The sequence below is a fragment of the Leclercia sp. Colony189 genome (genome assembly GCF_009740165.1).
In the GTDB taxonomy this organism is placed as follows: Bacteria; Pseudomonadota; Gammaproteobacteria; order Enterobacterales; family Enterobacteriaceae; genus Enterobacter.
On sequence record NZ_CP046557.1, the window covers coordinates 1220702 to 1245104 of the forward strand.

Sequence of the window (24403 nt, forward strand, 5' to 3'; positions counted from 1 at the left end):
GTGAATACTCCCTTTTTTTACGACTGCATGGATTGTGATACACCCTGCTTTGTATTTATGACAGAACAATATTGAGGGATATTTATGTCTGCTATCGCCGCAGAAAAACACAGTGCTTATGAAAGATTAAGCCTGAAAGAAAAAGTCGGCTACGGTATGGGTGACGCCGGCTCCTGCATGATCTGGAGCGTACTGGCACTCTATCTGACCTGGTTTTATACCGATGTGTATGGTCTCGATGCCGGGATCGTGGGCACCCTGTTTCTGGTGATCCGCATTTTTGACGCCTTCAGCGATCCGGTGATGGGCGCAATTTGCGACCGCACCCGGACGCGCTGGGGTAAGTTCCGCCCCTGGCTGCTGTGGATGGCCGTGCCGTTTGGCCTCGGCGCGGTATTGATGTTCACCACGCCTGACCTGAGCATGAATGGAAAAATTATTTATGCCTGGGTTACTTATCTGGTGATGTCCCTGATTTATACCGCCATCAATATCCCTTATTGCTCAGTTGCAGGCGTCATTACGCTCAACCAGAAAGAACGTTTGGGCTGCCTGTCGTGGCGCTTCTTCCTCAATGGCCTCGCGACACTTATCGTCTCCTCCTCTATTCTGCCGTTAACCGACTGGCTGGGTCGAGGCAACCGGGCATTCGGTTTCCAGATGACGATGATGATCATGGGCGGTGCGGCGACCTTAATGTTCCTGTTCTGCTTCTCAAGTATTAAAGAGCGGGTGGTGTCGATTAAAGCCAATGACAGCTTGCGGAAGGATCTGAAAGATATTATTAAAAACGACCAATGGTTGTTGATGATTACAATTACCTTCCTGAACGTTTTTCCGGCCTTTATTCGCGGAGCTGTAACCATCTATTATGCCACCTACGTGATGCAAGCCTCGGTTGGATTTATCACCTTCTTTATGGCGCTCGGTGTGGGCTGTAATATGTTGGGCAGTGTTATTGCTAAACCACTGACCGACCGCTTTGATAAAATTAAGCTATTCCGCATTATTAATATCATTCTTGGTATTCTTTCTTTCGCCCTGTGGTTTGTCGATCCGCATTCGCTGACACCGCTGTTGGCTCTGTTTATCGTGATTAATATTCTGCATCTGATTCAGTCCGGCCCTATTTTATGGGCGATGATGTCGGACGTCGATGATTATGGCGACTGGAAATTAGGCAAACGCCTGACCGGTATTTCTTTTGCGGGAAACCTGTTCATGCTGAAAATGGGATTAGCGGTCGCCGGGGCGATCGTTGCCTGGATCCTGGCTTATACCGGCTATATCGCCAATAAGCCGCAACAAAATGAACAGACCCTGCAAGGCATTATCATCATGTTCTCATTATTACCGATGGTGAGCTATTTCATCAGCGCCTGGATAGTGCGCTACTTCAAACTGAACAATGCCTTGCTCGAAACCATCAAAGTCGACCTCGCCAAGCGCGAGCTGCAAACTGGCGCTGACCAGACTCAGGAGTATAAAGATGTCCCTGTCGTTTAACGTTAAGCAAGGCCAGCGGATTGATGTATGGCTAAGAGAAACGAAGCCAGTCAACCAACCGCTGTTTTCCGTCCGCATTAGAAATGAGTTGGCATTTAAAATCACCACCGCCCCACGCTACTACCACTATTTTAGCTGGACCGCGTGGCATGACGGTATCGCCTGTCTGGACTGGCTGGCGGAGCATAGCGACATCTCACTGTGCTACACCTGGCACCCGGATACGCTGCCCGAACACGGCGTCAGTTTTATCGCCACCGAAGGCAATACACTTCGATTATTGAGTGCGCAGGACGTTGCCAACGTCTATTTGCAGGATCCATTACGCCCGGCGCTGCATTTCTCTCCGCGCACCGGCTGGATGAACGATCCGAATGGCCTGCATCGCCAAGGCGACGAGTGGCATCTGTTTTACCAGTACCACCCGCACAGCACCGAATGGGGCCCGATGCACTGGAATCACGCGGTGAGCAAAGACCTTTATCACTGGCGACACTATCCGGTCTTTTTACAACCTGAGCAAAATCTGGTGGCACTGGGCGCAACGGGGGGGGCCTTTTCCGGCAGCGCGTTTACCGATGCGCAGGGGCAAACCCGCTTCTGGTATACCGAACGGCTGCCCGCTTACGATCTCTATCGCGGCTATCGTGAGATTCAGAAAATGGCGGTGCCACTGCCGGGTTACGATAAGCCCGAATCAGTGAAAACGGTCTTAACCGAGCTGCCGCCCGGCGTGGACTGTGATTTTCGCGATCCAAAAGTTTGGTATGAGGAGGCGGATGCGACCTTCTACATGATCCTCGGCGCCGCCGTCCACGGCGACCCGGCAATGCTGCTGTTTCACTCCGAAGACAGCGAGCGCTGGACATTCCATCATGTGTTGTACACGGCCCCCAAATACTTTCGTGAAAACGGCGGCCGCTGCGTCGAATGCCCAGACTTTTTCTGCCTCGACGGCGTGTGGGTATTGATCATTGGCGTTGTGGGTTATACCGAGCCCGTCACCGGCCGCCATAACCTGCTGTTCGCGCAAACCGGGGATTTCCGCAACGGTAACTTCACTCCGTCGGCACAGCCGCTGCAGATGCTCGATTTCGGTACCGATTTTTACGCCCTGCAAACCTGGGGTGAGGACGATTCGCGCACCGGTTTTGCCTGGCTATACAACTGGGGCACGCCAAAAAGCGTCGACTCCGCCTGGTGTGGTGAAATGTCTTTACCGCGCCGCTTCCACCTCAACGCCCAGCAACAGCTCTGCATGACCCCCATCTTACCGCCAGCGTCGCTGGTGAACAGCGAGGAGAACGTGGCTGAGAGTGTGCTTTGGTCGAGCGTGGAGGGCAGTAAGGCCTGCGTCATCGCGTTTCGCCCGTCAGCCGATTTTTGTCTGACGCTGAGTGGCGACAGTGGTCAGCAAATTGTTCTGGATTACGACGACAAGGTGCTGACGCTGCGGGAAAAAGGTCAGGATGACGGGCGTTACCATGTGCCATTGGCGAGCGTGCAAGATGTCACACTGAGCTTCGATACCGGGATCGTCGAAGTCTTTGCTAACGACGGTAGCGTCTGCGGTACGCGACGTTATTATTCATGCAGCGCACTGACCCAAATAAAGCTCACCGGCGCCCCGGCAATGATCACCCACTATCGTGCTGCTTATAAAAAGTAACACCTTTTTTAAATTTAATGCCACAGAAGGATTAAACACATGTCGAGTAATAATTATTACGATGTCACGGAGTGGGGCACAGGTAATCCATATAATGACATTGGTGATGTCATTAACAACATTATCGCTGATATTAAAAGCCGACAAACCAGTACCGATGTGAATGAAGGGGGTAAACCCGGAGCGGTTATTTATATTCCGCCTGGCGATTATCATCTTCTCACTCAAGTGGTCATTGATATTAGCTATCTGAAAATTACGGGCTCCGGCCACGGCTTTACGTCATCCAGTATTCGCTTTAATACGCCAGAGAGTGACTGGCCGAACTGGCACGAATTGTGGCCGGGAGGCAGTCGTATTCTGGTCGATATGTCACCAGAAGTAGGCGCGCCAGAATCCGCCGGAGCGGCATTCTATATCGCACGCAGCGGCGACCCGCGCATCAGTTCGGTCGAGTTTGCCGACTTCTGCATTGACGGTTTGCACTTTGTCGACGATGGTTCTGGCAGCGATGACCCGGAGAACACCTACCTCAACGGTAAGACGGGGATTTACATTGCCAGCGCGCAAGACTCATTCCGCATCAGCCGGATGGGGCTGGTCTACCTTGAGCACGGCGTAACGATTTATAATGCGGATGCCCTGGCTATCCATAACAACTTTATCGCTGAATGCGGTAACTGTATTGAGTTACGCGGGTCCGGCCAGGCGTCCAAAATAACCGATAACCTGATCGGCGCAGGCTACCGGGGTTATTCAATCTGCGCTGAAAACTTCGGTGGCCTGTTAATTACCGCCAATAATATTTTCCCACGCGGAAAAAGTATCGTTCATTTCTCGAATGTGGTACGTTCCTCGATCAGCAGCAATCGGTTCCATGCGTTTTACCCGGGCATGTTGATTCTGGATAACGGCAGCGCGGAGAACCTAGTGTCATCCAACCACTTATTCCGCGAGCGTGAGCCCTGGCCGCCAATGCAGGCCTACAATAATGATCTGGATGATTTATATGGTTTGATCTATATCAGCGGCGATAATAACACCCTCGTTGCCAACCATATTTCTGAGACCATTGACACAAAATATATTACGCCGCCTGGCGCAACCCCAGTGATTATCAGGATTGTTTCCGGCAAAGGGAATACGATTTCGAATAACCATATTGTGGCGACCACCGAACCGTCTGATGGACAGGTAACGGCTGACGCCAGCGCCTGTTTTTCCACCCAGGTCAGCGCGCTGTTGTCGACCCAGGATCTTGAAACGTTAATCGTAACCGCTGTGCAGGTGGAATCGGCCTCGCAGCAAAATACGGTGCTGGATTCCGGTACCGACGACCAGGTGATTCTCGATAAGTCCGTAAACGCTTTCAGAGCGACGCCCACGCCCGGCGGAGCGGTGGAGGGACAGCGCTAATGCGTGGTCATCACATCGCCTGCATTGGCGAACTGTTAATTGATTTTGTCTGCACCGACATTGGGCTGGGCCTGAAACAGGGGGCGCGCTTCCTGAAAAAAGCCGGAGGCGCTCCGGCCAACGTGGCGGCAGCCATCACTCGCAGCGGTGGCCGCGCCAGGCTTGCGGCGAAGGTCGGGCACGATCCTTTCGGCGAATTTCTGCTTCATACGCTGGAAGCCGAGGGCATCGAGTGCGCGGGCGTGACGCGCTGCGCGACGCCCACCACGCTGGCCTTTGTCGGTTTGCAGGACAACGGTGAGCGTGATTTCACCTTCTGCCGTGGCGCCGATGGCGAGCTTTGCTGGCAGGATATTCCCGCTGATTTTCTGGAGGATGTCGGCATCGTTCATTTTGGTGCCGCCACGGGACTGCTGGACGGCGAGCTGTACGTCACCTATCAGCGCCTGTTGCATGAAGCAAAACAGCGTGGGCTGTTGATCGCATTTGATCCCAACTATCGCGACGGCTTGTGGGGACAGGATCCACAAGAATTTATCGCCCGTTGCACATCGTGGTTCCTGCAGGCAGATATCGTCAAAGTCAGTGAAGAGGAACTGAGCTTCATTACCGGCGCGAAGACCAGCACCGAAGGATGCCGTCGGTTACACGACGCGGGAGTCAGCTACGTCGCCGTCACCTGCGGTCGGCGAGGAACGTGGGTCAGCCATCGCGACGGGATGCAGGAACTGATCCCCTCGGTGCCGGTGGATGCAATCGATTCGACCGGCGCAGGCGATGCGTTTATCGGCGCACTGTTAGCGCAAATTGTACAATCCGGCTGTACGTTAAACAATTGGCAGCAGTGCCTGGAGGCCGTGCGCTGGGCCAACATCTGCGGTGCGCTGACCTGCACCAAATTTGGCGCAATTGATGCCATCCCGCTTGCTCAGGACGTGGATGCCTGGCTGGAAAAGCACAAACGCTGAAACGCAAATGGAATTGCTAAGTAGTAAGCGGAAGGTGACAATAGCCCCCCTGAAACCACCTCCTGGGAGGTGGTGATTGATCCTGTATGGCTATAGCCTGAAGAATGTCCATGCCGGAATATTGAGTCGCCACGGCTTCGTCAGTCACTTTTTAAACTGGCTGACAAGCACCAACTTCCGCTATTGGCACAAAGCGGACCATTATAAATTTTCTGATGCAGGCGGTAATCGCGACTTTTTCAGGCTTTCCACCTGCAATGCAACCTATAGAACTCTTCAGTCTTAGGGCTATATCAGCACCGCTGAACGCATCGCCCTCTTTTGCATGGCCGTAACAGAGCAGACTGATTCCTCTGATATCGGGTTTAAAAGACGTTCAGGATTGTTCCATTAAAAAACGTAAAAACCTGAGTTGCATTATTTGTAATAGGCAGAAGAGAGGATGAATAAGGGCACATAATGAAGCGTGCGTGAAGAAACGCTAATTCATCCCCTTAAGTTAAATTAACGCCGATTAACAGAGCCCCAGGCGAGACATTGTGTAAGTGGTTGTTAAGATTAATCTTAGAATGAACGGCGATAAGGACTAATCATTAGAGATGCTAAATGTTTTGGCGTAAATTCATTCGCAAAAATTATGTTACAAATCCTGCGAATTTATTCACAACCAAGGACGTTTAGCGTATGGGGATTTTAAAACCTGGTTTATTACTGACCGCTTTTGTGTTGACTGCATGTGGTGGTGGTAGCGGCGGCGGGGGTGGTGGTGGCGACAGCACGCCTCCGGTAACCACTGCGCCTGTGCAAACGGATAACGGCAATACGGGTACCACCCCGGAAACCCCTGCCACGGCACCGGTCAGCCTGACCACCGGCGGTACCCTTTCTGGTTGGACCTACACCACCCCTGAGGGCCGTGAATATGTTATGCGCGGCACCGGGATCTCTGCGGGCCTGGTGCAAACCCAGCGGCTCACCCGTGACGACCGTTCCCCGGTCTCCTCAACGTCATGGTGCTGTGGCCGGATGAGTTACACCACATTCGGTACCTGGACACAGTATGAAAAAGGTCAGCATGAGGTCTTCTACACCGGAGATGCCACGCTCGCGGCTAACGTGCCAACCCAGGGCACTGCGACCTATGTAGGTCACGGTATGCGTGAAAATATCCTGAGCGATGCCAGCTTTAACATTGATTTCGCCGCGAAAACCATCAACGGCACTATTGCCGGCAATGATACCTTTGGTAGCGAAATTGCGATGCAGGGCAACATTGCCAACGGTGGATTCACCGGTAATGCGCAATCCGGCGGGCAGGCGGGGACCTTCACCGGACATTTCAATGGTCCAACAGCTGAAGAGTTAGGCGGTCTGGCGCAGTTTGCAGACACGACTAAAAACGCATCCTTTGGCGCGACACGTCAATAAAACGTTTTCCGGTCAGCCAGGCTGACCGGACCTTCAGATGGTAAGCCTTTCTATGAATATTTTGCGTACTGGCGCACTGAGTTTGCTCTGCCCGCTCAGCGTTGCGTTTGCTGCGCCGCCGGAAACCGACTCAATTCCTGCAGCTCCCCACTTTGAACGACTGACCACGCCGGACAAACGCACCGGGCCTGGCGATAAGACGCTGCATGTTACCAATGCGCAACTGGCGGAACAGCCAGAGCTGGCAATGGCGATGCTCGATCAGGCCATTCGTGAAGAGAAGTGGCCGATGGTTCGTGCCATTTTACCTGTCTATGCGGCCTCACCCAATCCGGATTCAACCCTGATTCATTTTGCAAAAGCCGGTCTGGCGCGCAGTCAGGGGCATTATGCAGAGGCGATCGAACACTATCGCGCTATTCTGAGCAGGCATCCTGACTTTGCTGCGGTGCGTCTGGATTTAGCGCGGGCCATGTTTGAAAATCGTCAGTTTGACGCGGCTGATTATCAGTTTCGTCGGGTATTACAAAGCAATCCGCCTGAGAATATTCAGCAGGTCATTGCGCAATATCTTGAGCGCATTCAGCAAGGCAGCGCATTAACGGGTTCCTTCAGCGTGAGCTATCTGAATGACAGCAATGTGAATAATGCGTCATCGGGTAAAACCATTCGGGTTGGCGATCGTCTTTTTATTCGTAATAAAGAGAGTTTCCCTCAGCGCGGGGAAGGTTTCTGGTTCAATGGCGCATTACAAAAAGATGTTCAACTCTACGATCAGCATGGCTTGCGATTTATTGGTACGGTAAACGGTAAGAGTTACTGGAATAACCATGATTTTGATGATATTACCACCCGCGCTTATGCTGGCTATCAATGGCGTAATTTCCGACAACAATTCGCCCTGTTACCTTTCTATGAAAAAAGATGGTATGGCACCGAGGCCTATTCTTCTGGCCCTGGCGTCCGCGCCGAATACAGTTATTTACTTACGCCCACCTGGCAGGTGAGTCAGGCGCTGGAATATCAGAAACTGGATTATGATAATGAAGATTATCGATTCCTGCACGGGCAAAATCGTTACTCCTCCACAACCCTGTCCCATGCCTTCAGTAACCGGGTGTCAGGGTTTGCCGGCTTCGATCTGCTCGATCAGCAGACCTTCACTCGCAGTGAATCTAACCATCGGGTAGGTTTACGCAGCGGGGTGCAGGTGGATATGCCCTGGCAACTCTCTTTTGCCGCCACCACGGCCATTGCCAGACGCAATTACCAGGCCGACAGTGATATCTTCTCGACGCGACGGAAAGATAACGAACAGATCTATAATCTCTCGCTCTGGCATCGCGACCTCTATTTCTTTGGGGTGATGCCGAAACTGAATTTCACCTGGAAGCAGGTCGACAGCAATATCGATTTCTATGATTATCGACAGAGGAATGTCCTGCTATCGCTGGATAAGAATTTTTAACAGACGTTTACCAGGCCATTTTACTGAGTGTGCAGAAGAAGTCTGATACGAAAGGGTGAAATTAAGATGAAAAGCACGCTTCGGCGTGTTTTTTATTTTATGGATTGGTAAAACTTCAGCGTGGCTGCTAACTTTTTTGAGCGGCGTTCAGGTCCTTTTTTTAAAGCAAATAGTCTTTTATTGAATAATGATAAATACGAAGAAAGTATGAGATTTTAAATTTTCCGGTGCTTTTTAGTTTCTTGTTTAGCTATTGCATTTTCGTCATCTTTTAGCCATGAAAAAATGAAAGGCTCATGTTAAAACAGAGATAAAGGGATAGCTATGCTCAGAGTTTCCTGCCCCTCTTGCGTTATTAATCCCTTGCGTTCGGGACGATATTTATTAATGGTGAGCATGTTATTCCCGACATGGGTATACGCTGAGATGTCGACCTACGACGAGCTTATTATTCAGGCGCGGGATGGTGACCGCCAGCCTTTATTGCAATACCTGGCCGTTCGGGAAAAGGAGACGCAGTTAACAGCGGGAGAGATTGCTGACTGGCTTCAGGTTTCCTCATGGGCTAATAATGATGCGGAGACGCTGGCGGTATGGGAGCGTTATCGCCAACACATGGCCATCCCTGCCAGAGGGCAGGTCGCTGCCGCCCGCGCGCTGCGTAACCAAAAGCAGTGGAATGCCTCGCTGGCCGTCTGGGAAAGCGTTCTGCAAGATGAACCCGGCAATAGCGACGCCCGCACCGGCTGGATAATGACGCTCGCAGATGCCCATCGCAACGAGCAGGCCGTCACCGAAGCCCGGCGCTGGGCAGACGAGGAGCCGGGGCCAGAGAGAGAGGCCCTGCTGGCTTATGTTTATCATGCTCAGGGGAAAAACTGGGATTCTGTACTGGCGGCCAGCCACCTCGATACCGATTCAGACCGCAACAAAAACGTGGTGCCCACGCTGTTGGCTGCGATGTCGGCCAGCCGCATTGCCGGCCCTGCGCTGACCCTTTCAGAGCGCTTTCCGCAGCCTGATGCCATTAAACGTCAACTTGAACTGGATGCGGCGGCGCAAACGGTCCGCGCTGCGTTCACGCCCACCCGCAATGAAGATGAACGATTTCTGGTGGCAGATAAAGCCCTGGCTCGCTATGACGCGCTGATTGCCGCATGGGAACACCTTCCCGAGGCGCAAGCGGATGTGCGCCGCGCCAGAATTGACCGGCTGGGGGCGCTGGTTATTCGTAAACGCATGGCGGAAGCGATCGCCGAATTTGAATCGCTTGAGGCGAACGGAGCGCCTGTTCCTGACTACGCCAGAAGATGGGTCGCTTCTGCCTATCTTGCGCAGAAGCAGCCGGACAAAGCCGAGTCGCTGCTTGAAAGCATCTATTTTCCGCGTGGCTCGACCCTGGCATCCACGCCGCTGACCATGGACGATCAGCAGGAACTGCTCTATGCCCGTCTCGATAACAACCATTTCGACGAAGCGAAGCAGCAGCTGGATGACTACAGCAAAGAGAGCCCTTACCTGCGAAAGATCTATGGCTCTCCTACGCCGCAGCCCAATGACAACTGGCTGCTGGCCAGAACCTTACAAACCGAATATCTGGTGGCCGTTAATGATTTGCCCGCAGCCGAGAAGCATGCGGAGCGGTTGGCGCGCACAGGATCGGGGAACCAGGCACTGCGTATTGCCTATGCCTCAGTGCTGCTGGCAAGAGGATTACCGCGTGCCGCAGAGCGCGAACTTAAGCTTGCCGAAGTCATTGAACCCAGCAACCTGGCGCTGGAAAGGCAACAGGCATGGACGGCCATGGAGCTACAGGAGTGGCAGCAGGCTGAGGAACTCACAAAAGATGTGGTCACCCGCAGCCCGGATGATGCCGCCACGTTGCAGCTCGAACGACTGATGGCGGTGCATAACAAAGCGGAACTGCGGATAGCCGGATCTCAGGGCATCTCATCCGACAACCCGGTCAGCGGCAAAGATGATTTTACCCTCAACGCTGCGCTGTATAGCCCGCCTGTTAACCAGAACTGGCGACTGTTTACCGGCTACAACTTTGCCCGCGGCGAGTTTGAGGAGGGGAAGGGAATAAGCCGGGACCTGCTGGCGGGCGCGGAATGGACGTCAAGGAATAGCTGGGCCGAAATGGAGATCTCCGGGCGCAACGATAACACCGATCAGAAAATCGGCGGACGCCTCTCCGGCTGGTACGATTTCAGCGACAGCTGGCGGGTCGGCGGCTCGGCGGAGCGGTTATCCCGTAACACGCCGCTGCGTGCCCTGCGCAATGGGGTAAACGCCAACGGTGGCGATCTGTGGTTACGCTGGTATCAGAACGAACGACGGGAATATCAACTTTCCCTTTTCGGTGCCCATTTCACCGACGGCAACGATCGCCTGGAGTATGGCATCAGCGGTAAAGAACGCCTCTGGACCTCGCCACGTTTTACGCTGGATTTTATTCCTGGCATCGGCGGCAGCCACAACAGCAAAGAAGATGTGCCTTATTACAACCCCAAACGCGATCTTTCGGCGGTGGCAGGGCTGCGCGCCGAACAGGTGCTGTACCGCCATTACGACACGGTCTGGAAGCAGCAGTTTGAAGCGGGGGCGGGCAGTTACTGGCAAAAAGGGTACAGCGCTGGGGCCATCAATCAGTTTGGTTACGGGCAACGTATTCAATGGAATAACGTAGTGGATGCCGGGGTGAAACTGACCTGGGATAAGCGTCCTTACGACGGGAAGCGGGAGCGCAATATTGCCCTCGCATTTGATCTGAATGTCAGGTTTTAAGGGCGCTTCATGATGAAACGATGGCTTCTCGCCGCGAGGGTAATCGTCGGGTGGATGATGATGAGCATGTGTGCACTGGCCGCGGCACCACGTTATCTTCCTCCCGCCGAACGGCCGGCGCTCTATGCGGACCAGCCCTGGCCCAAAAACAGCTTTCTTGTGCTGGCCTGGCACGACGTGGAGGACGGCGCCGCCGATCAGCGCTATCTCTCCGTGCGCACCAGCGCCCTGAACGATCAGTTTGCCTGGCTGCATGATAACGGCTACCACCCGATTAGCGTGCAGCAGGTGCTGGATGCCCATGCAGGAAAAAGCACCTTGCCGGAAAAGGCGGTGATGCTGACCTTTGATGATGGATACAGTAGCTTCTCGACACGCGTTCTGCCGCTGCTTCGGTTGTTCAGATGGCCTGCTTTGTGGGCGCCAGTCGGCAGTTGGGTGGATGCACCGGAACATTCGCTGGTGGATTTTGGCGGACTCAAGACGCCGCGGGAAAAATTTGCCACCTGGAAGATGGTACGCGAGGCGAGCGAGTCGGGGCTCGTGGAAGTGGGTGCGCACACCTGGGCATCCCATTACGGTCATCAGGCCAATCCGCAAGGCAGTCAGGAGCCCGCAGTCGCTAACCGTTTCTACGATAAAACCCGCGGGCAGTACGAAACGGATGCGCAGTTTGAAAAGCGTATAAATGCCGACCTGGCGCGTATTACGGGCAAAATCAAAGAGGTCACCGGGAAAGCGCCGCGCGCCTGGGTCTGGCCCTACGGTGCGGCGAGCGGAACAACGCTGAAGCTTGCGCATCAGCAGGGCTACCAGATGGCTTTCACCCTAAACCAGGGGCTGGCGAATGCCGCCAGGCTGGAAGACGTTCCCCGGGTGCTGATTTCCAACAACCCTTCGCTGCGTAGCTTCGCCAGCCAGATAGCTCAGGTCAGAGAACCTGAAAACATGCGGGTTATGCATGTCGATCTCGACTATGTCTACGACAAAAACCAGGCTCAACAGCGTAAAAATATCGATCTGCTCATCCAGCGTGTTTTCGATATGAAGATCACCCATGTCTTCTTACAGGCCTATGCCGATCCGAAAGGGGACGGCAACGTCAATGCGCTCTATTTTCGCAGTCGCTGGCTACCGATGCGGGCGGATCTGTTTAACTTCGTCTCCTGGCAGTTACAGACCCGTGCCGGGGTGAAGGTTTACGCATGGATGCCGGTACTGGCGTTTGGGTTAGACCCCTCGGTGCCTCGCGTGGCGGCATGGTCGCCAGACAACGGACGCATTGCGCCAGATAACCAGCATTATTTGCGCTTATCACCCTGGAATGCGGTTGCCCGGCAGAGAATCAACGACATCTACGAAGACCTGGCGCGCCATGCCAACTTCAACGGCATCCTGTTCCATGATGACGCTTTTTTAACCGACTTTGAGGATGCCTCCCCGGATGCGCTCAAAGCCTATCGTGCAGCAGGCTTCCCGGATAACCTCGCGGAGATACGCGCCAATCCGCAACTGCTGGCGCGCTGGACGCGCTTTAAAAGTCGCGCCCTGATTGATTTTACCCGACAGCTCACGCAAACCGTGCGTGCCGTGCGCGGCCCGCAGATCAAAACTGCCCGCAACATTTACGCCATGCCGGTACTGGATCCGCAGAGCGAAACCTGGTTTGCGCAGAATCTGAATGATTTTCTCAGCACCTACGACTGGACAGCGCCGATGGCGATGCCGCTGATGGAAAATGTCCCGGTCAACGAGGCCAATGCCTGGCTGGACAGACTCGTCGGGCAGGTCGCCCGTTTCCCTGGCGCGCTGGATAAAACGGTCTTTGAACTTCAGGCGCGGGACTGGCGTAAGGGGGCAGGGCAGGACGCTATTAGCGGTGAAATGCTTAACGGGTGGATGCGACAGCTCAAGATGAGCGGTGCCGGAAACTATGGCTACTACCCGGACGATTTCATTAACGATCAACCCCGGATGGCAGAGATCCGTTCTGCTTTTTCCTCTTACTGGTATCCGCAAAAATGACCGATCGCCTCATCGCCTTCCTGATCCTTTGCCTGATGTTCAGTTTTCCGCTCGGCGTGGCGGTGATTTTTACCGGTGAAGTGATCCTTAATTTCGTCTTTTTCTGGCCGCTGTTTATGTCGGCCCTCTGGATAAGCGGTGGGCTTTATTTCTGGCTTCACCGCGAGCGCCACTGGCCGTGGGGGCCGGGCACACCGCCCCCTACACTCGCAGGCAATCCGCTGATTTCCATTCTTGTGCCCTGCTTTAACGAAGGGCTGAATGCACGCGAGACTATTGAAGCGGCGCTGGCGCAGCGTTATGAAAATATAGAAGTGATTGCTATCAATGACGGTTCTATAGACAACACCGCGACCGTGCTGGACCAGTTAGCGAGTAAATATTCGCGGCTGCGGGTGATTCATCTGGCGGAAAATCAGGGCAAAGCGGTCGCCCTGCAGGCAGGTGCCGCGGCGGCGCGCAGTGACTTTCTGGTGTGTATTGATGGGGATGCGCTGCTGGACAGAGATGCGGCGGTGTATATGGTCGCACCGCTGCTCAATCACCCTCGCGTGGGGGCCGTGACCGGTAACCCGCGTATCCGTACCCGTTCAACGCTGATTGGGCGAGTCCAGGTGGGGGAATTTTCATCTATCATCGGCCTCATCAAGCGTACCCAACGCGTCTATGGTCAGGTCTTTACCGTTTCCGGCGTCATTGCCGCTTTTCGCCGTCGCGCCCTGGCAGAGGTGGGGTACTGGAGTCCGGATATGATCACGGAAGATATTGATATCAGCTGGAAGTTACAGCTGCGCCATTGGTCAATTTTCTTCGAACCTCGGGCGCTGTGTTGGATTTTGATGCCCGAGACGCTGAAGGGGCTCTGGAAGCAGCGTCTGCGTTGGGCGCAGGGGGGCGCGGAGGTGTTTATTGTCAATATGCGTCGCTTGTGGAGCTGGGAGTACCGGCGCATGTGGCCTCTGTTTCTTGAGTTTTGTATGTCAACCGCATGGGCCTTTGCCTATGCCGTCAGCATCCTGCTGTTTCTCATCGGGCTGCTTATTCCGATGCCCGATTCTTTATATGTTCAGCACCTTTTCCCACCGGCTTTTACTGGCCTGATGCTGGGCGTGGTCTGTCTGTTACAGTTCGCGGTCAGTCTGTTTATTGAACGACGCTACGAGAAAGGTATTGCGGCGTCACTGTTCTGGGTTATCTGGTTTCCGGTGGTGTACTGGATGTTGAGCCTGTTCACTACGCTTGTGGCTTTCCCGAAAGTGATGCTGCGCCGTAAACGCAGCAGAGCGCGTTGGGTGAGTCCCGATCGCGGTATTGGGAGATTAAAACCATGATCCAACCATTAATTTTTACTGAACAACGGCTGTTTCCACGCGCGCTGGATTTGCTGTTAACGATCGTTGCCTGGCTGGGGTTTAGCTGGCTGATTTACAGTGGTCTGATAAGCGCGATTGAACATGATCCGTTTATGGGGACCAGGCCGTTCTACACCACGCTCAGTACGTTGAGTATCTACCTGCTGGTGGCCTGTCTTATCGATCTGGCGCTAATCTGCTGGGCAAAATATAACCAGCTGCGCTTTCGTGTTGAACGTCGTAAGCGTCGGCCTGGACTTGAGCGCCATGAAGTGGCGGCAAGTTTCAATATCACCCCCGAACTGGCGCTAATGATGAACCAGGCCCAGGTTTTTACCCTCGCCCATTATGATACGGGGGCAATAGACCGCGTGTGGATGGCGAAAATTCTTGCTGACGTGCGAAGCGAGTAACGAAAAACCGTGCCCCGTCTGGCGTATCACCAGACGGGGCATTTTTACCGCCGCACCCGGGCAACCGTCTCCTGCCAGGCCTGCCAGCGGGTCTGTAGCCGGGCGTGACGCGCCATGTCTGGCGTAAAGGTGACATGCTCCGGCAGATACTGGCGCAGCTGGGCGGTGGTCAGGTTAAACAGCGCCTTACGCGCCAGCAGTGCCGCCCCCATCGCTGAAAGTTCCGCCACGTCGCTGCGCATCACCGGGCAGCCGAGCAGGTCCGCCTGGTACTGCATCAGCCAGTCGTTTTTTGTCGGCCCGCCGTCCACCATCAGCGCGTTCAGGGTGAAGCCCGGATGGGCGCGCATCGCCTGCACCACGTCGGCAATCTGATAGGCGATCGACTCCAGCGCCGCGCGGATCAGGTGCGCCCGCTTCACGCCGCGGCTCAGGCCGTGGATCATGCCGCGGGCATTCTCATCCCACCACGGGGCGCCAAGGCCGGTCAGCGCCGGCACAAAATAGACGCCGAGCGTGGAGTCCACCGAGCGGGGGAGGGTGTTGAGCTCATGGATAAGCTCCGCCTGCGACAGCTCGCTTAGCCCGGTGCTGTCCGCCATCCACGCCACCGCGTCGCCGGTGTGGGGGATATTCCCCTCCAGCCCGTAGACCAGCGTCTCGCCGTCGTGCCAGGCCACGGTGGTGGCCAGGGCGCTCACCTCGCTGCGGGCGGAGGCCACCGGCGCCATCACCGACGAGCCGGTGCCGTAGGTCGCCTTCACGCAGCCTTCCGCCCCCAGACCGTGGGCAAAGAGCGCGGCGTGGGAGTCGCCGATCATCGCCATCACCGGCAGGCCGTCCGGAATGGAGGGGCAGCCGCGGGTGTAACCAAACAGACCGCTGGAGGGTTTAATCTCCGGCAGGGCCGCGCGGGGGATGCCAAACAGCGCCAGCATCTGCGGGTCCCAGTCGGCGGTATGCAGGCTCATCAGCTGGGTGCGGGCAGCGTTGGCGTAATCGCAGCTAAACGCCTGCCCCTGGGTCAGGTTCCACAGCAGCCAGCTGTCAACGGTGCCGAGGCAGATCTCACCCCGGGCGGCACGCGCTGCGCCGTCGGGGATGTTATCCAGCAGCCAGCGCATTTTGGAGGCAGAAAACAGCGGCGCGATGGGCAGGCCCGTGACCGCTCTAATCTCCGGGCCGTGGCCCTGCTCGCGCAGCTGGTGGCAAAAGGCCGCGGTGCGGGAACATTGCCAGCTCAGCGCCGGGGCAATGGGTTTGCCCGTTGCCCGCTCCCAGCCCACCACAGTTTCACGCTGATTGCTGATCGCCAGCGCCGCCACTCTCTCTACCCCGACGGTGGCCAATGCGCGGGCCACCACCTCCAGAGAGGCCTCCACCAGCAGGTTGGCGGATTGTTCAACCCAGCCTTCGTGGGGGGTCTGGATCGCCAGCGCCCGGGAGAAGCTCGCCACCACATGCCCGCTGGCATCCAGCGCCACCGCTTTGGCATTGGTGGTGCCCTCGTCGAGGGCGATGATAATGTCCTTGTTCACCGACATAGCGGCCTCCAGCCTTAACGATGAAGGTAAGTTGAGACGCCAAGGTAGCGGGTAAAGGCTTCATGCAGGATCTCCGCGCTGGCGGAGTGGTTCATCGCCACATGATGCTCAAAACCGTTGCGGCAGATCCAGTTCAGCAGGTTCTCCAGATGCGGCACCTGGATCACCGCCCGGCAGCCCACCGTGTCGAGCGGATCGTCCACCGACTGGCCCTGGCCCACGTAGGCTTTAATTTCCCCGGTCAGATCGTCGGTGCTCAGGCGGAAGTAGGTCAGCGGCCCGCTTTTCAGACGACCATGCACCGCGCCGCAGGTGTTCTCTTTCCCGACCGTGGTGCCGATGATGTCGGCGGTGCCCATATGCGGGGATTCAAGGCTTTCGGCGGCGAAGTTACCGCAGTGGAACAGCACGCACTTGTCGCGCTCGTCGCCGAAGTTATTGTTCCAGTCGGCAATGGAGGCCGGGTTCATATTGCTGCTGGCCAGGGCGTACATGGAGAGGGCGCCCATCACGTCCACCTCGCAGGCGCTCGGCATCAATTGCCCGGACATCACGCTCATGATCGAGCAGACGTTGATGCCGAGGTTCTCCTGCAGCGAGGTCCAGCACTGGATGGCGGTAGTGTCGATGTCGTTGGCAACCACCCACTCGCTGATCACCACAAACAGCTTCGCCATGGTCACCAGCTTGTCGGCCGGAATACGGCTGGCGTCGGCGTTATCGATCAGGATCCGCCGTTTTTCATCCACGCGGATGTCATCGTCGCGCAGGGTTTTGATCCGGGTAAAGACTTCTGACAGGTCGAGCGTCTCCACGGCGATGCCGAGGCGTTCGAGCAATTTTTCGCTGTAGCGCACGGTGTTAAAGCCCGCCGGACGGGCACCGATTGCCCCCACGCGCACGCCGCGCATGCTGCTCACCACGCGGCAGACCTGTTCGAAACGCTGCAGATCCTGCGCAAACACCTCACCGTTGAGGGCGCAGACGTGCTGGGTGGTAAGGGTAAAAGGAATGCCGTACTGACGCAGGTTGTTGCACAGGGAGATTTTGCCGCAGAAGCTGTCGCGGCGGGTTGCCAGCCCCATTTTATCGAGGTTGTCCTCCTCGGCCTGGACCAGCACCGGCACGTTCAGGCCGGAAAGACGCAGGGTCTCGGCGATGGCTTTTTCATCGCCAAAGTTAGGCAGCAGCACCACCACGCCGTGAATGCTGTCGCGGTGGGCGCGAAACAGTTCGGCGCAGGCTTTCGCATCCTGACGGGTCTCCACGCCGCCGAGTTCGGTCTGGCTGGGATCGAGCATAATGGTGTTGATACCCAGACGGCCAAAGAGGGCGATCGCCTGCTCGCGCGCTTCCGCTACCAGATAGCTCGGGAAGAATCCCCGGTTGCCGATGACCACGCCCATTGTCAGTTGTTGAGGAATTCGGGACATTGCTTTTCTCTCCAGTAAGATGTTGTTGTTATTTTCAGCAAACCTGTCGCGTCAGCATTTCCCGGGCGTGCTTCACCACCCCAGCGACATCAATCTCGTGGCGTGCCCGCGTTGACGCTCTGTCGGCAGCAATCGCGTATTGTCCATCCGGGATCCCCAGCCGTTTCAGCGGCACGGCGCATCCCGCTTCGGCCAGCACTTCCGCCACCAGGCTGCCGACGCCGCCGTTGACGTTATGCTCCTCGACGCTTACCACCGCCCTGCACGGGGCGAGGGCGGTCAGTAGCTGTTGGGTATCACAGGGACGAATAGATGGAATGCTGATAACAGTGGCGTCAATACCTTCTTTCGCGAGTTGTGCAGCAGCTTCCACAATTTCATGTACCGTCGAGCCCATCGCCACCAGCGCCACGTCGTGGCCGCTGCGCAGGACGTCAATCTTGCCCGGCGTAAAACGGTAGCTGTCGTCATGCAGTTCCGGCAGGTTTTTCCCGTCGAGACGGATATAGACCGGGCCCACATGATCGAGGGCGTAATCGATGATCTGGCGGCACTCGTTCGGGCTCGACGGGGCGTAAATTTCGATATTGCCGAAGCCGCGCATGATGGCGATATCGTCGATGCTGTGGTGGGTGCTGGCGAGCGGGCCGTAGCTGGCCCCCGCGTTCAGGCCGAACAGCTTGACGTTGGTGTTGTTGTAGCAAATGTCGACTTTGATCTGCTCGTTAGCCCGCGAGATCAAAAATGGCGCGGCGTTGCAGGTGACGGCGATCTTGCCGCCGATTGCCAGACCGGCAGCGGCGCCCACCAGCGTCTGCTCAGCGATGCCGACGTTGACCAGGCGGCCCGGAAAACGTTGCATAAAGGGGGCAATTTTCGCCGTGGAGGTGGAGTCCGCCACCACCGGCACCAGGTCCACGCCGCGTTCAACGGCGTCAATAAAGGCATTCACCATCACCGTGGCGAGGTGTTCGCTATTACTCATCTTTCAGTTCCTCCAGCGCCAGTTCAATCTCTTCCCCTTTCGGCACCCGGTGGTGCCATTCAGGCCGTCCCTGAATAAATGAAATTCCCGCGCCCTTGGTGGTGTGGGCGATCACCACATGGGGTTTGCCGTTGGGTTTCAGCCCTTCCAGCGTGGCGACCACGTCCGCCATGTCGTTACCGTTGCAGGTGGTCACCTCCAGGCCGAACGCTTTCCATTTCTCATCCAGCGGATCGGTATTGAGGATCTCTTTTGTGGAGCCCGCCAGCTGGAGGTTGTTTTTGTCGTTGATAATAAACAGGTTATCCAGCTGATAATGGGCGGCGACCAGCGCGGCCTCCCAGTTGCTGCCTTCCGCCAGCTCTCCGTCGCCGGTCACCACAAACACCCGGCGCGCGCTGTTGTTGCGTTTTGCCGCCAGGGCGATCCCGACCGCCACTGGCAGACCATGCCCCAGCGCGCCGGTATTCAGCTCAATGCCTGGCGTTTTATGTTTCACCGGATGGCCCGGCAGGTGAGAGTCGGCATGCTGATAGGTGGCGAGCCACTCAACGGGGATAAACCCGGCCTCGGCCAGCACGCAGTAATAGCCGCCCACCGCGTGGCCCTTCGACTGGATATAGATATCGCGTTCATCGCTATCCTGAAGCGCAGGGGAGCAGTTCAGAATGCGGAAGTAGAGGGCGGTGAGCAGTTCGACCTGCGACAGATCGGCCCCGGTGTGGCCTCCCGCCGGGCTTTCGGCATTCAGCACGATGATCCGGCGACGAATCGAGCGCGCCCGGGTTTCGAGCTCCGCGATGGAGAGCGAAAACGGATTCATAACATACCTCCTGAATTTATAATCTGTTGTGAATAATTATTCCAGCCGGGTAAGTTATTCCCCTGTTCTCTCTGTCAGAGCAGGGATTTATAACCGCTTTGAATATATATTCAATGCTGATTTATTATTCATGTAATGTAAGATATGCCCAGTCAGGAGGTTTGTCTACGGTTTGAGCGGGCAAATTTCGAAGAAAGGAGAAAAGGATCACATTTGCCCGGCGGATCGGGCGGGCGCTTGCTTGTTAAATATTCAGTGATGAATAAAAATAACGACAGCCGATTAAGGGGAACGTTATGTCGAAACAGGATGAACAGCGATTGCTGGTGAAGATCGCCACACTTTACTACAGCGAGAATAAAAAGCAGTCCGAGATTGCCTCGCTGCTGCACCTCTCACAATCCTTCGTGTCGCGGGCGCTGACGCGTTGCCAGAAAGAGGGGCTGGTCAAAATTACCGTCGTTCAGCCTACCAATATTTTTGTCTCGCTGGAAAAGGCGCTGGAGGAGCAGTACGGCATCCGCCAGGCCATCGTGGTGGACGTGGGCGAGAGCCCGTCCAGTGCCCAGATCAAGCACGCCATCGGCAGCGCGGCGGCGCACTATGTCGAAACCCGCCTGCGTCCGGAAGACCTGGTGGGGATCTCCTCCTGGAGCAGCACCATCCGCTGCATGGTGGATGAGATGCACCCGCAGAATATCCGCGCCGCGGGGGTGATCCAGCTCCTGGGCGGCGTGGGTCCCAACGGCAACGTGCAGGCGACCATTCTTACCCAGCAGCTGGCGGCGCACCTTGGCTGCCCGGCGTGGCTGTTGCCGTCGCAAAGTATTGAGCACTCGGTAGAGGAGCGCGCCCGGCTGGTGAGCAGCCCGGACGTGGCGGCGGTGGTGAGCAAATTTGCCGAAGTGGATGTGGCGATTGTCGGCATCGGCGAGCTGGAGCCGTCGCAGCTGCTGAAGAACTCCGGCAACTACTACAACGAAGAGATGCTCAAACTGCTGGCCGAACGCGGGGCGGTAGGGGATATCTGCCTGCATTACTACGATGCGAAAGGCGAGCCGGTGCTGAGTGCCGAAGAAGATCCGGTGATTGGTATGGAGCTGGCGCAGATCCGCGCCTGCCCACAGGTAATCGCCCTGGCGGGTGGGGAAGAGAAACGTAACGCCATTCGCGGGGCGCTGGAAGGGAAGTATATCGACGTGTTAATCACCGATTACCCGACGGCGCGGAGTTTATTGAAGACATCGTAAGCAGTGCATTTTGCCCGGCGGCGGCTTCGCCTTGCACGGGCCTACATGTTGTGCCGTTGTAGGCCGGGTAAGCGTAGCGCCACCCGGCATAAACCCCGCACAATGTCGCTACTTTCCTTCCATCACCGCCTTCTGCGCCACCACCGCCGCTTTCTGCTGCATCCGGTTTTGCATCTGGTCGATAATCACCGCCACGATAATCACAATCCCTTTGATCACCATCTGCCAGAACTCGCTCACCCCCATCATCACCAGGCCGTCGGCCAAAAAGCCGATGACGAAGGCGCCGATCAGGGTGCCGAGAATGGTGCCGCGGCCGCCAGCAAGCGAGGTGCCGCCCAGCACCACCGCGGCGATGGCGTTCATCTCAAAGGCGGTGCCGTTGGCCGGATGGCTGGCTAACAGCTGGGCGGAAACCACAATCCCGGCGATGGCAGCGCAGAACCCCGACAGGGTATAGACCAGCACTTTCACCTGCTTGACCCGCACCCCGGAGAGTTCTGCCGCGCGTTCGTTATCGCCGATGGCGTAGACGTGGCGGCCAAAGGGCAGGCGGCGGGCGATGTAGGCGATGACCAGCGCCAGCACGATCATCATCCAGATGGCCCACGGAATGCCGAGGAACGTGCCTGCGCCAATCTCATCAAAGCCGGTATTCCCCAGCTGCGGGTTACCGGAGAGCCCCGGGAAGGTCTGGCCGTCGGAGGTCAGCATCGACGCGCCGCGCAGCACGTACATGGTACCCAGCGTGCAGATAAAGGGCGCGACGTTATAGCGGGTGATGATCCAGCCGTTCACCGCCCCTATCAGTGCGCCGATCAGCAGCACCACGGGCACAATCACCCACACGCTCGGGAAGATGGCGATGCCAAACATCGGCAGCACAATCCCTTTGGTGATCATCCACCCGGCGATCATCCCGCACAGCCCCAGGGTAGCGCCGATGGAGAGGTCGATCCCGGCGGTGATGATCACAAAGGTGATCCCCAGCGCCAGGAAGGCGTTGATGGCGATATGTTTAATCATGATCACCAGGCTGCCGGTGGAGAGAAAGCCCGGCACGGTCATGGTGAAGAAGCCGACAATCAAAAACAGCGCAATGAAGGTGCGCATTTTCAGCAACAGCAGCAGAACATTTTCCCGGGAAAGCGCGGCCCCTTTATGCGGCGCCAGCGCGACAGACTGTGTCGTTTTCATCTTAGAACCCCTGAGCACTTGCGGTTACCAGTGCCGACTCTTCGGCCCGATCGCGAACAATATCGGCGGTCAGTTTGCCGCCGGACATCACCAGAATGCGGTCAGATACCGCCATAATCTCTTTCAAATCCGAGGTGGAGAAGACCACCGCGATCCCCTCCTCAGAGAGCTGCACCATCATGCGGAATACGTCCGCTTTGGCCCCCACGTCGATGCCGCGGGTCGGCTCATCAAGGAAGAGCACCTTCGGGTTGGTCAGCAGCGAGCGGCCAATCACCACCTTTTGCTGGTTGCCGCCGCTGAGCGCCTGGATCTCTACTTCCGGGGTGGAGACCTTAATCGACAGGTTGCCGATGGTGCTGGCGACGACCTGCTGCTCCGCCTTTTGCGCGATGGCAAAGCCGCGCTGCAACCGACGCCAGAGGCTGGCGATGGTCAGGTTGCTGGCCACCGACGAGCCGGGGAAAATGCCGGTGCGTTTGCGGTCTTCCGGCACCAGGCTCATCCCCATGCGGATACGCTCGGCGGTGGTTAAGCGCTGGGGCACCGGTTTACTGTCGAGCCACAGCTTGCCCAGATAGTTGCGCTCGGTGCCGAGCATGCACTCAAAAAGCTCCGTGCGTCCGGCCCCCATCAGGCCGTAGATGCCGACGATCTCCCCGGCTTTGACCTGGAAGCTGACGTCGTTGACCACCGTATTCCCGGCTGCGTTGACGCAGGTGATGTGCTCCGCCTCCAGCACCGGCGCGCCGAAGGTGCGGCCCGGCTCAAGGAAGTTACTCACCGGGTCGCTGCCGAGCATCTCGCGCACAATCCACGGCACGTCGATATCCTGCACCTTCGCTTCGGCCTGGAATTTGCCGTCGCGCAGAATGGTGATCACATCGCCTATCGCCATCAGCTCTTCCAGGCGGTGGGAGATATAGATGATGGAGACCCCCTGACGGGTCAGCTCGCGGATCACCCGAAACAGGATCTCCACCTCGGTTTTACTCAGCGCCGAGGTGGGCTCGTCGAGGATCAGGATGTCGGCATCCTCGGCCAGCGCCTTGGCGATCTCGATCAGCTGCTGCTGTCCCACCTTCAGGTTGCCCACCAGTTCGCGCGGGGAGATAGGCTGATCGAGGCGTTTCAGCAGCTCCGCGGTGCGGGCCTCCTGTTCTGCCTCGTTGATCGGCGTTACCCCTTTTTGCAGCTCGCGGCCAAGGAAGACGTTCTCCGCCACGTTGAGGTTCTCAAACAGGTTCAGCTCCTGGTGTACCATGCCAATGCCGTGGGCGGCGGCATCCCGGGTACTGGCGAACGAGACCTGTTTGCCGTTGAGCCACATCTCGCCGAGGCTGGGCTGCTGGACGCCAGCGAGGATCTTCATCAGCGTCGATTTCCCGGCGCCGTTCTCGCCGATAATCACGTTCACTTTGCCGCGCCAGACGCGGTAATCGACCTTATCCAGCGCCACGGTGCCGGGAAAGAGCATCGAGATGCCGCGGGTGCTGAGGATAATGTCGTCTGCCGGGGTATCGCTCATCACGGCGTCTCCTGTTTCAGTTCCAGCGCTGCCGCCTCATTCGCCTTGCCGCCCGTCAGGGTGGTGGCGAACAGCACGGTGGCATTTTTGCCGCTCCAGCTGTCGTCGATTTTCGGCAGATGCTTCGCCGCCTCGCGGTTGAGGGCGCGGGAGAGCTGGGCATACTGAACCTGGTTGGTAAATTCATCGAAGCGGAATCCGGCGGCGTCGCGGATGGCGTTGCCGCGCATCACCGGCCCGCTCTGGATCTCCACCGGCTGGCCGTTCACCGACATCACCAGCTTCTGCTCACGCGCGTTGCTGGCATCCACGCGCTCCACCTTGCCGGTAAGGCGCACGAAGACGCTCTGCGGTGTGGCTGCGGGCGTGTTCAGCTGGGTGGAGAGGGCGCTGGCGTCCAGGGCATGATTTTTCGCGGCGTCGAGGATCCGCGGCTGCCAGGTTTGTTGCGCGATCTGCTGTGGGGTCTGGTTGTCAAAGCTCGCTTTGGCGTTGGGATCGGCAGGCATGATCGGCTTGCCGTTCTCATCCAGATCCACCACGGTGCAGGCCGTCAGCAACAGGGCGGCTGCGCCTGTCAGCGCGGCGCCCCATTGTGTTAATCGCAT

18 protein-coding genes are annotated in these 24403 nt (G+C 56.8%); 11 read left to right on the forward strand and 7 right to left on the reverse strand.

The genetic code is table 11. The features are described from left to right. Positions 1 to 84 precede the first annotated feature (84 nt). The 10 genes from GNG29_RS05750 (at position 85) to pgaD (ending at position 15035) form a co-directional block, all read left to right on the forward strand. Positions 85 to 1506, forward strand: coding sequence for a glycoside-pentoside-hexuronide (GPH):cation symporter (locus GNG29_RS05750; protein WP_156654038.1), 1422 nt, complete (start codon positions 85 to 87; stop codon positions 1504 to 1506). Between the two features lie 88 nt (positions 1507 to 1594). Next, a complete protein-coding gene (locus tag GNG29_RS05755) occupies positions 1595 to 3175 on the forward strand; it encodes a glycoside hydrolase family 32 protein (protein ID WP_231736587.1) in 1581 nt (526 codons plus the stop codon). 39 nt (positions 3176 to 3214) lie between these two features. Beyond that, a complete protein-coding gene (locus GNG29_RS05760; protein WP_156654040.1) occupies positions 3215 to 4591 on the forward strand; it encodes a right-handed parallel beta-helix repeat-containing protein in 1377 nt (458 codons plus the stop codon). After that, the gene (locus GNG29_RS05765) at positions 4591 to 5559 is read left to right on the forward strand and encodes a carbohydrate kinase (protein WP_156654041.1); all 969 of its coding nucleotides are present in this window, start codon (positions 4591 to 4593) and stop codon (positions 5557 to 5559) included. The genes GNG29_RS05760 and GNG29_RS05765 overlap by 1 nt, the downstream gene beginning before the upstream one ends. 684 nt (positions 5560 to 6243) lie before the next feature. Continuing rightward, positions 6244 to 6987, forward strand: coding sequence for a Slam-dependent surface lipoprotein (locus GNG29_RS05770; RefSeq protein WP_103178575.1), 744 nt, complete (start codon positions 6244 to 6246; stop codon positions 6985 to 6987). A 52-nt stretch (positions 6988 to 7039) separates the two neighbouring features. Further along, positions 7040 to 8455 carry a surface lipoprotein assembly modifier gene (locus tag GNG29_RS05775; protein WP_197431832.1) on the forward strand — a complete coding sequence of 472 codons (1416 nt, stop codon included), beginning with the start codon at positions 7040 to 7042 and terminating at the stop codon, positions 8453 to 8455. Between the two features lie 387 nt (positions 8456 to 8842). Then, positions 8843 to 11245, forward strand: coding sequence for a poly-beta-1,6 N-acetyl-D-glucosamine export porin PgaA (gene pgaA, locus GNG29_RS05780; RefSeq protein ID WP_231736590.1), 2403 nt, complete (start codon positions 8843 to 8845; stop codon positions 11243 to 11245). Between the two features lie 9 nt (positions 11246 to 11254). Then, entirely contained in the window at positions 11255 to 13270 is a 2016-nt protein-coding gene (pgaB, locus tag GNG29_RS05785; protein ID WP_103178578.1) for a poly-beta-1,6-N-acetyl-D-glucosamine N-deacetylase PgaB, read from the forward strand. After that, positions 13267 to 14601 carry a poly-beta-1,6-N-acetyl-D-glucosamine synthase gene (pgaC, locus tag GNG29_RS05790; RefSeq protein WP_156654043.1) on the forward strand — a complete coding sequence of 445 codons (1335 nt, stop codon included), beginning with the start codon at positions 13267 to 13269 and terminating at the stop codon, positions 14599 to 14601. The genes pgaB and pgaC overlap by 4 nt, the downstream gene beginning before the upstream one ends. Continuing rightward, positions 14598 to 15035 carry a poly-beta-1,6-N-acetyl-D-glucosamine biosynthesis protein PgaD gene (gene pgaD / locus GNG29_RS05795; RefSeq protein ID WP_103178580.1) on the forward strand — a complete coding sequence of 146 codons (438 nt, stop codon included), beginning with the start codon at positions 14598 to 14600 and terminating at the stop codon, positions 15033 to 15035. Before pgaC ends, pgaD begins: the two co-directional genes overlap by 4 nt. A 44-nt stretch (positions 15036 to 15079) precedes the next feature. Here pgaD and GNG29_RS05800 read toward each other — a convergent pair whose 3' ends face one another. From GNG29_RS05800 to GNG29_RS05815, 4 genes are read right to left on the reverse strand one after another with little or no spacing between them, the layout of a single operon-like run. Further along, complete coding sequence (locus tag GNG29_RS05800; RefSeq protein ID WP_156654044.1) at positions 15080 to 16579, reverse strand: FGGY family carbohydrate kinase; 1500 nt, start codon at positions 16577 to 16579, stop codon at positions 15080 to 15082. Positions 16580 to 16593: 14 nt separating this feature from the next. After that, positions 16594 to 18012, reverse strand: a complete 1419-nt coding sequence (locus GNG29_RS05805) for an L-fucose/L-arabinose isomerase family protein (protein ID WP_103178582.1) — start codon at positions 18010 to 18012, stop codon at positions 16594 to 16596. A gap of 34 nt (positions 18013 to 18046) precedes the next feature. Next, positions 18047 to 18997, reverse strand: coding sequence for a transketolase family protein (locus GNG29_RS05810; protein ID WP_156654045.1), 951 nt, complete (start codon positions 18995 to 18997; stop codon positions 18047 to 18049). After that, entirely contained in the window at positions 18990 to 19820 is an 831-nt protein-coding gene (locus GNG29_RS05815) for a transketolase (RefSeq protein ID WP_156654046.1), read from the reverse strand. The genes GNG29_RS05810 and GNG29_RS05815 overlap by 8 nt, the downstream gene beginning before the upstream one ends. 296 nt (positions 19821 to 20116) lie before the next feature. Between GNG29_RS05815 and GNG29_RS05820 the strand changes: the two genes are divergently transcribed. Continuing rightward, on the forward strand, positions 20117 to 21070 hold the full coding sequence (locus GNG29_RS05820; RefSeq protein ID WP_103178585.1) for a sugar-binding transcriptional regulator: 954 nt from the start codon (positions 20117 to 20119) through the stop codon (positions 21068 to 21070). 108 nt (positions 21071 to 21178) lie between these two features. Here the strand turns inward: GNG29_RS05820 and GNG29_RS05825 are convergent, their stop codons facing one another. The 3 genes from GNG29_RS05825 to GNG29_RS05835 are packed head-to-tail and all read right to left on the reverse strand — an operon-like array spanning position 21179 to position 24403. After that, a complete protein-coding gene (locus GNG29_RS05825) occupies positions 21179 to 22267 on the reverse strand; it encodes an ABC transporter permease (protein ID WP_103824133.1) in 1089 nt (362 codons plus the stop codon). Between the two features lies 1 nt (position 22268). Continuing rightward, on the reverse strand, positions 22269 to 23795 hold the full coding sequence (locus GNG29_RS05830) for a sugar ABC transporter ATP-binding protein (RefSeq protein ID WP_180210766.1): 1527 nt from the start codon (positions 23793 to 23795) through the stop codon (positions 22269 to 22271). Continuing rightward, complete coding sequence (locus tag GNG29_RS05835; protein ID WP_156654047.1) at positions 23795 to 24403, reverse strand: DUF2291 family protein; 609 nt, start codon at positions 24401 to 24403, stop codon at positions 23795 to 23797. Before GNG29_RS05835 ends, GNG29_RS05830 begins: the two co-directional genes overlap by 1 nt.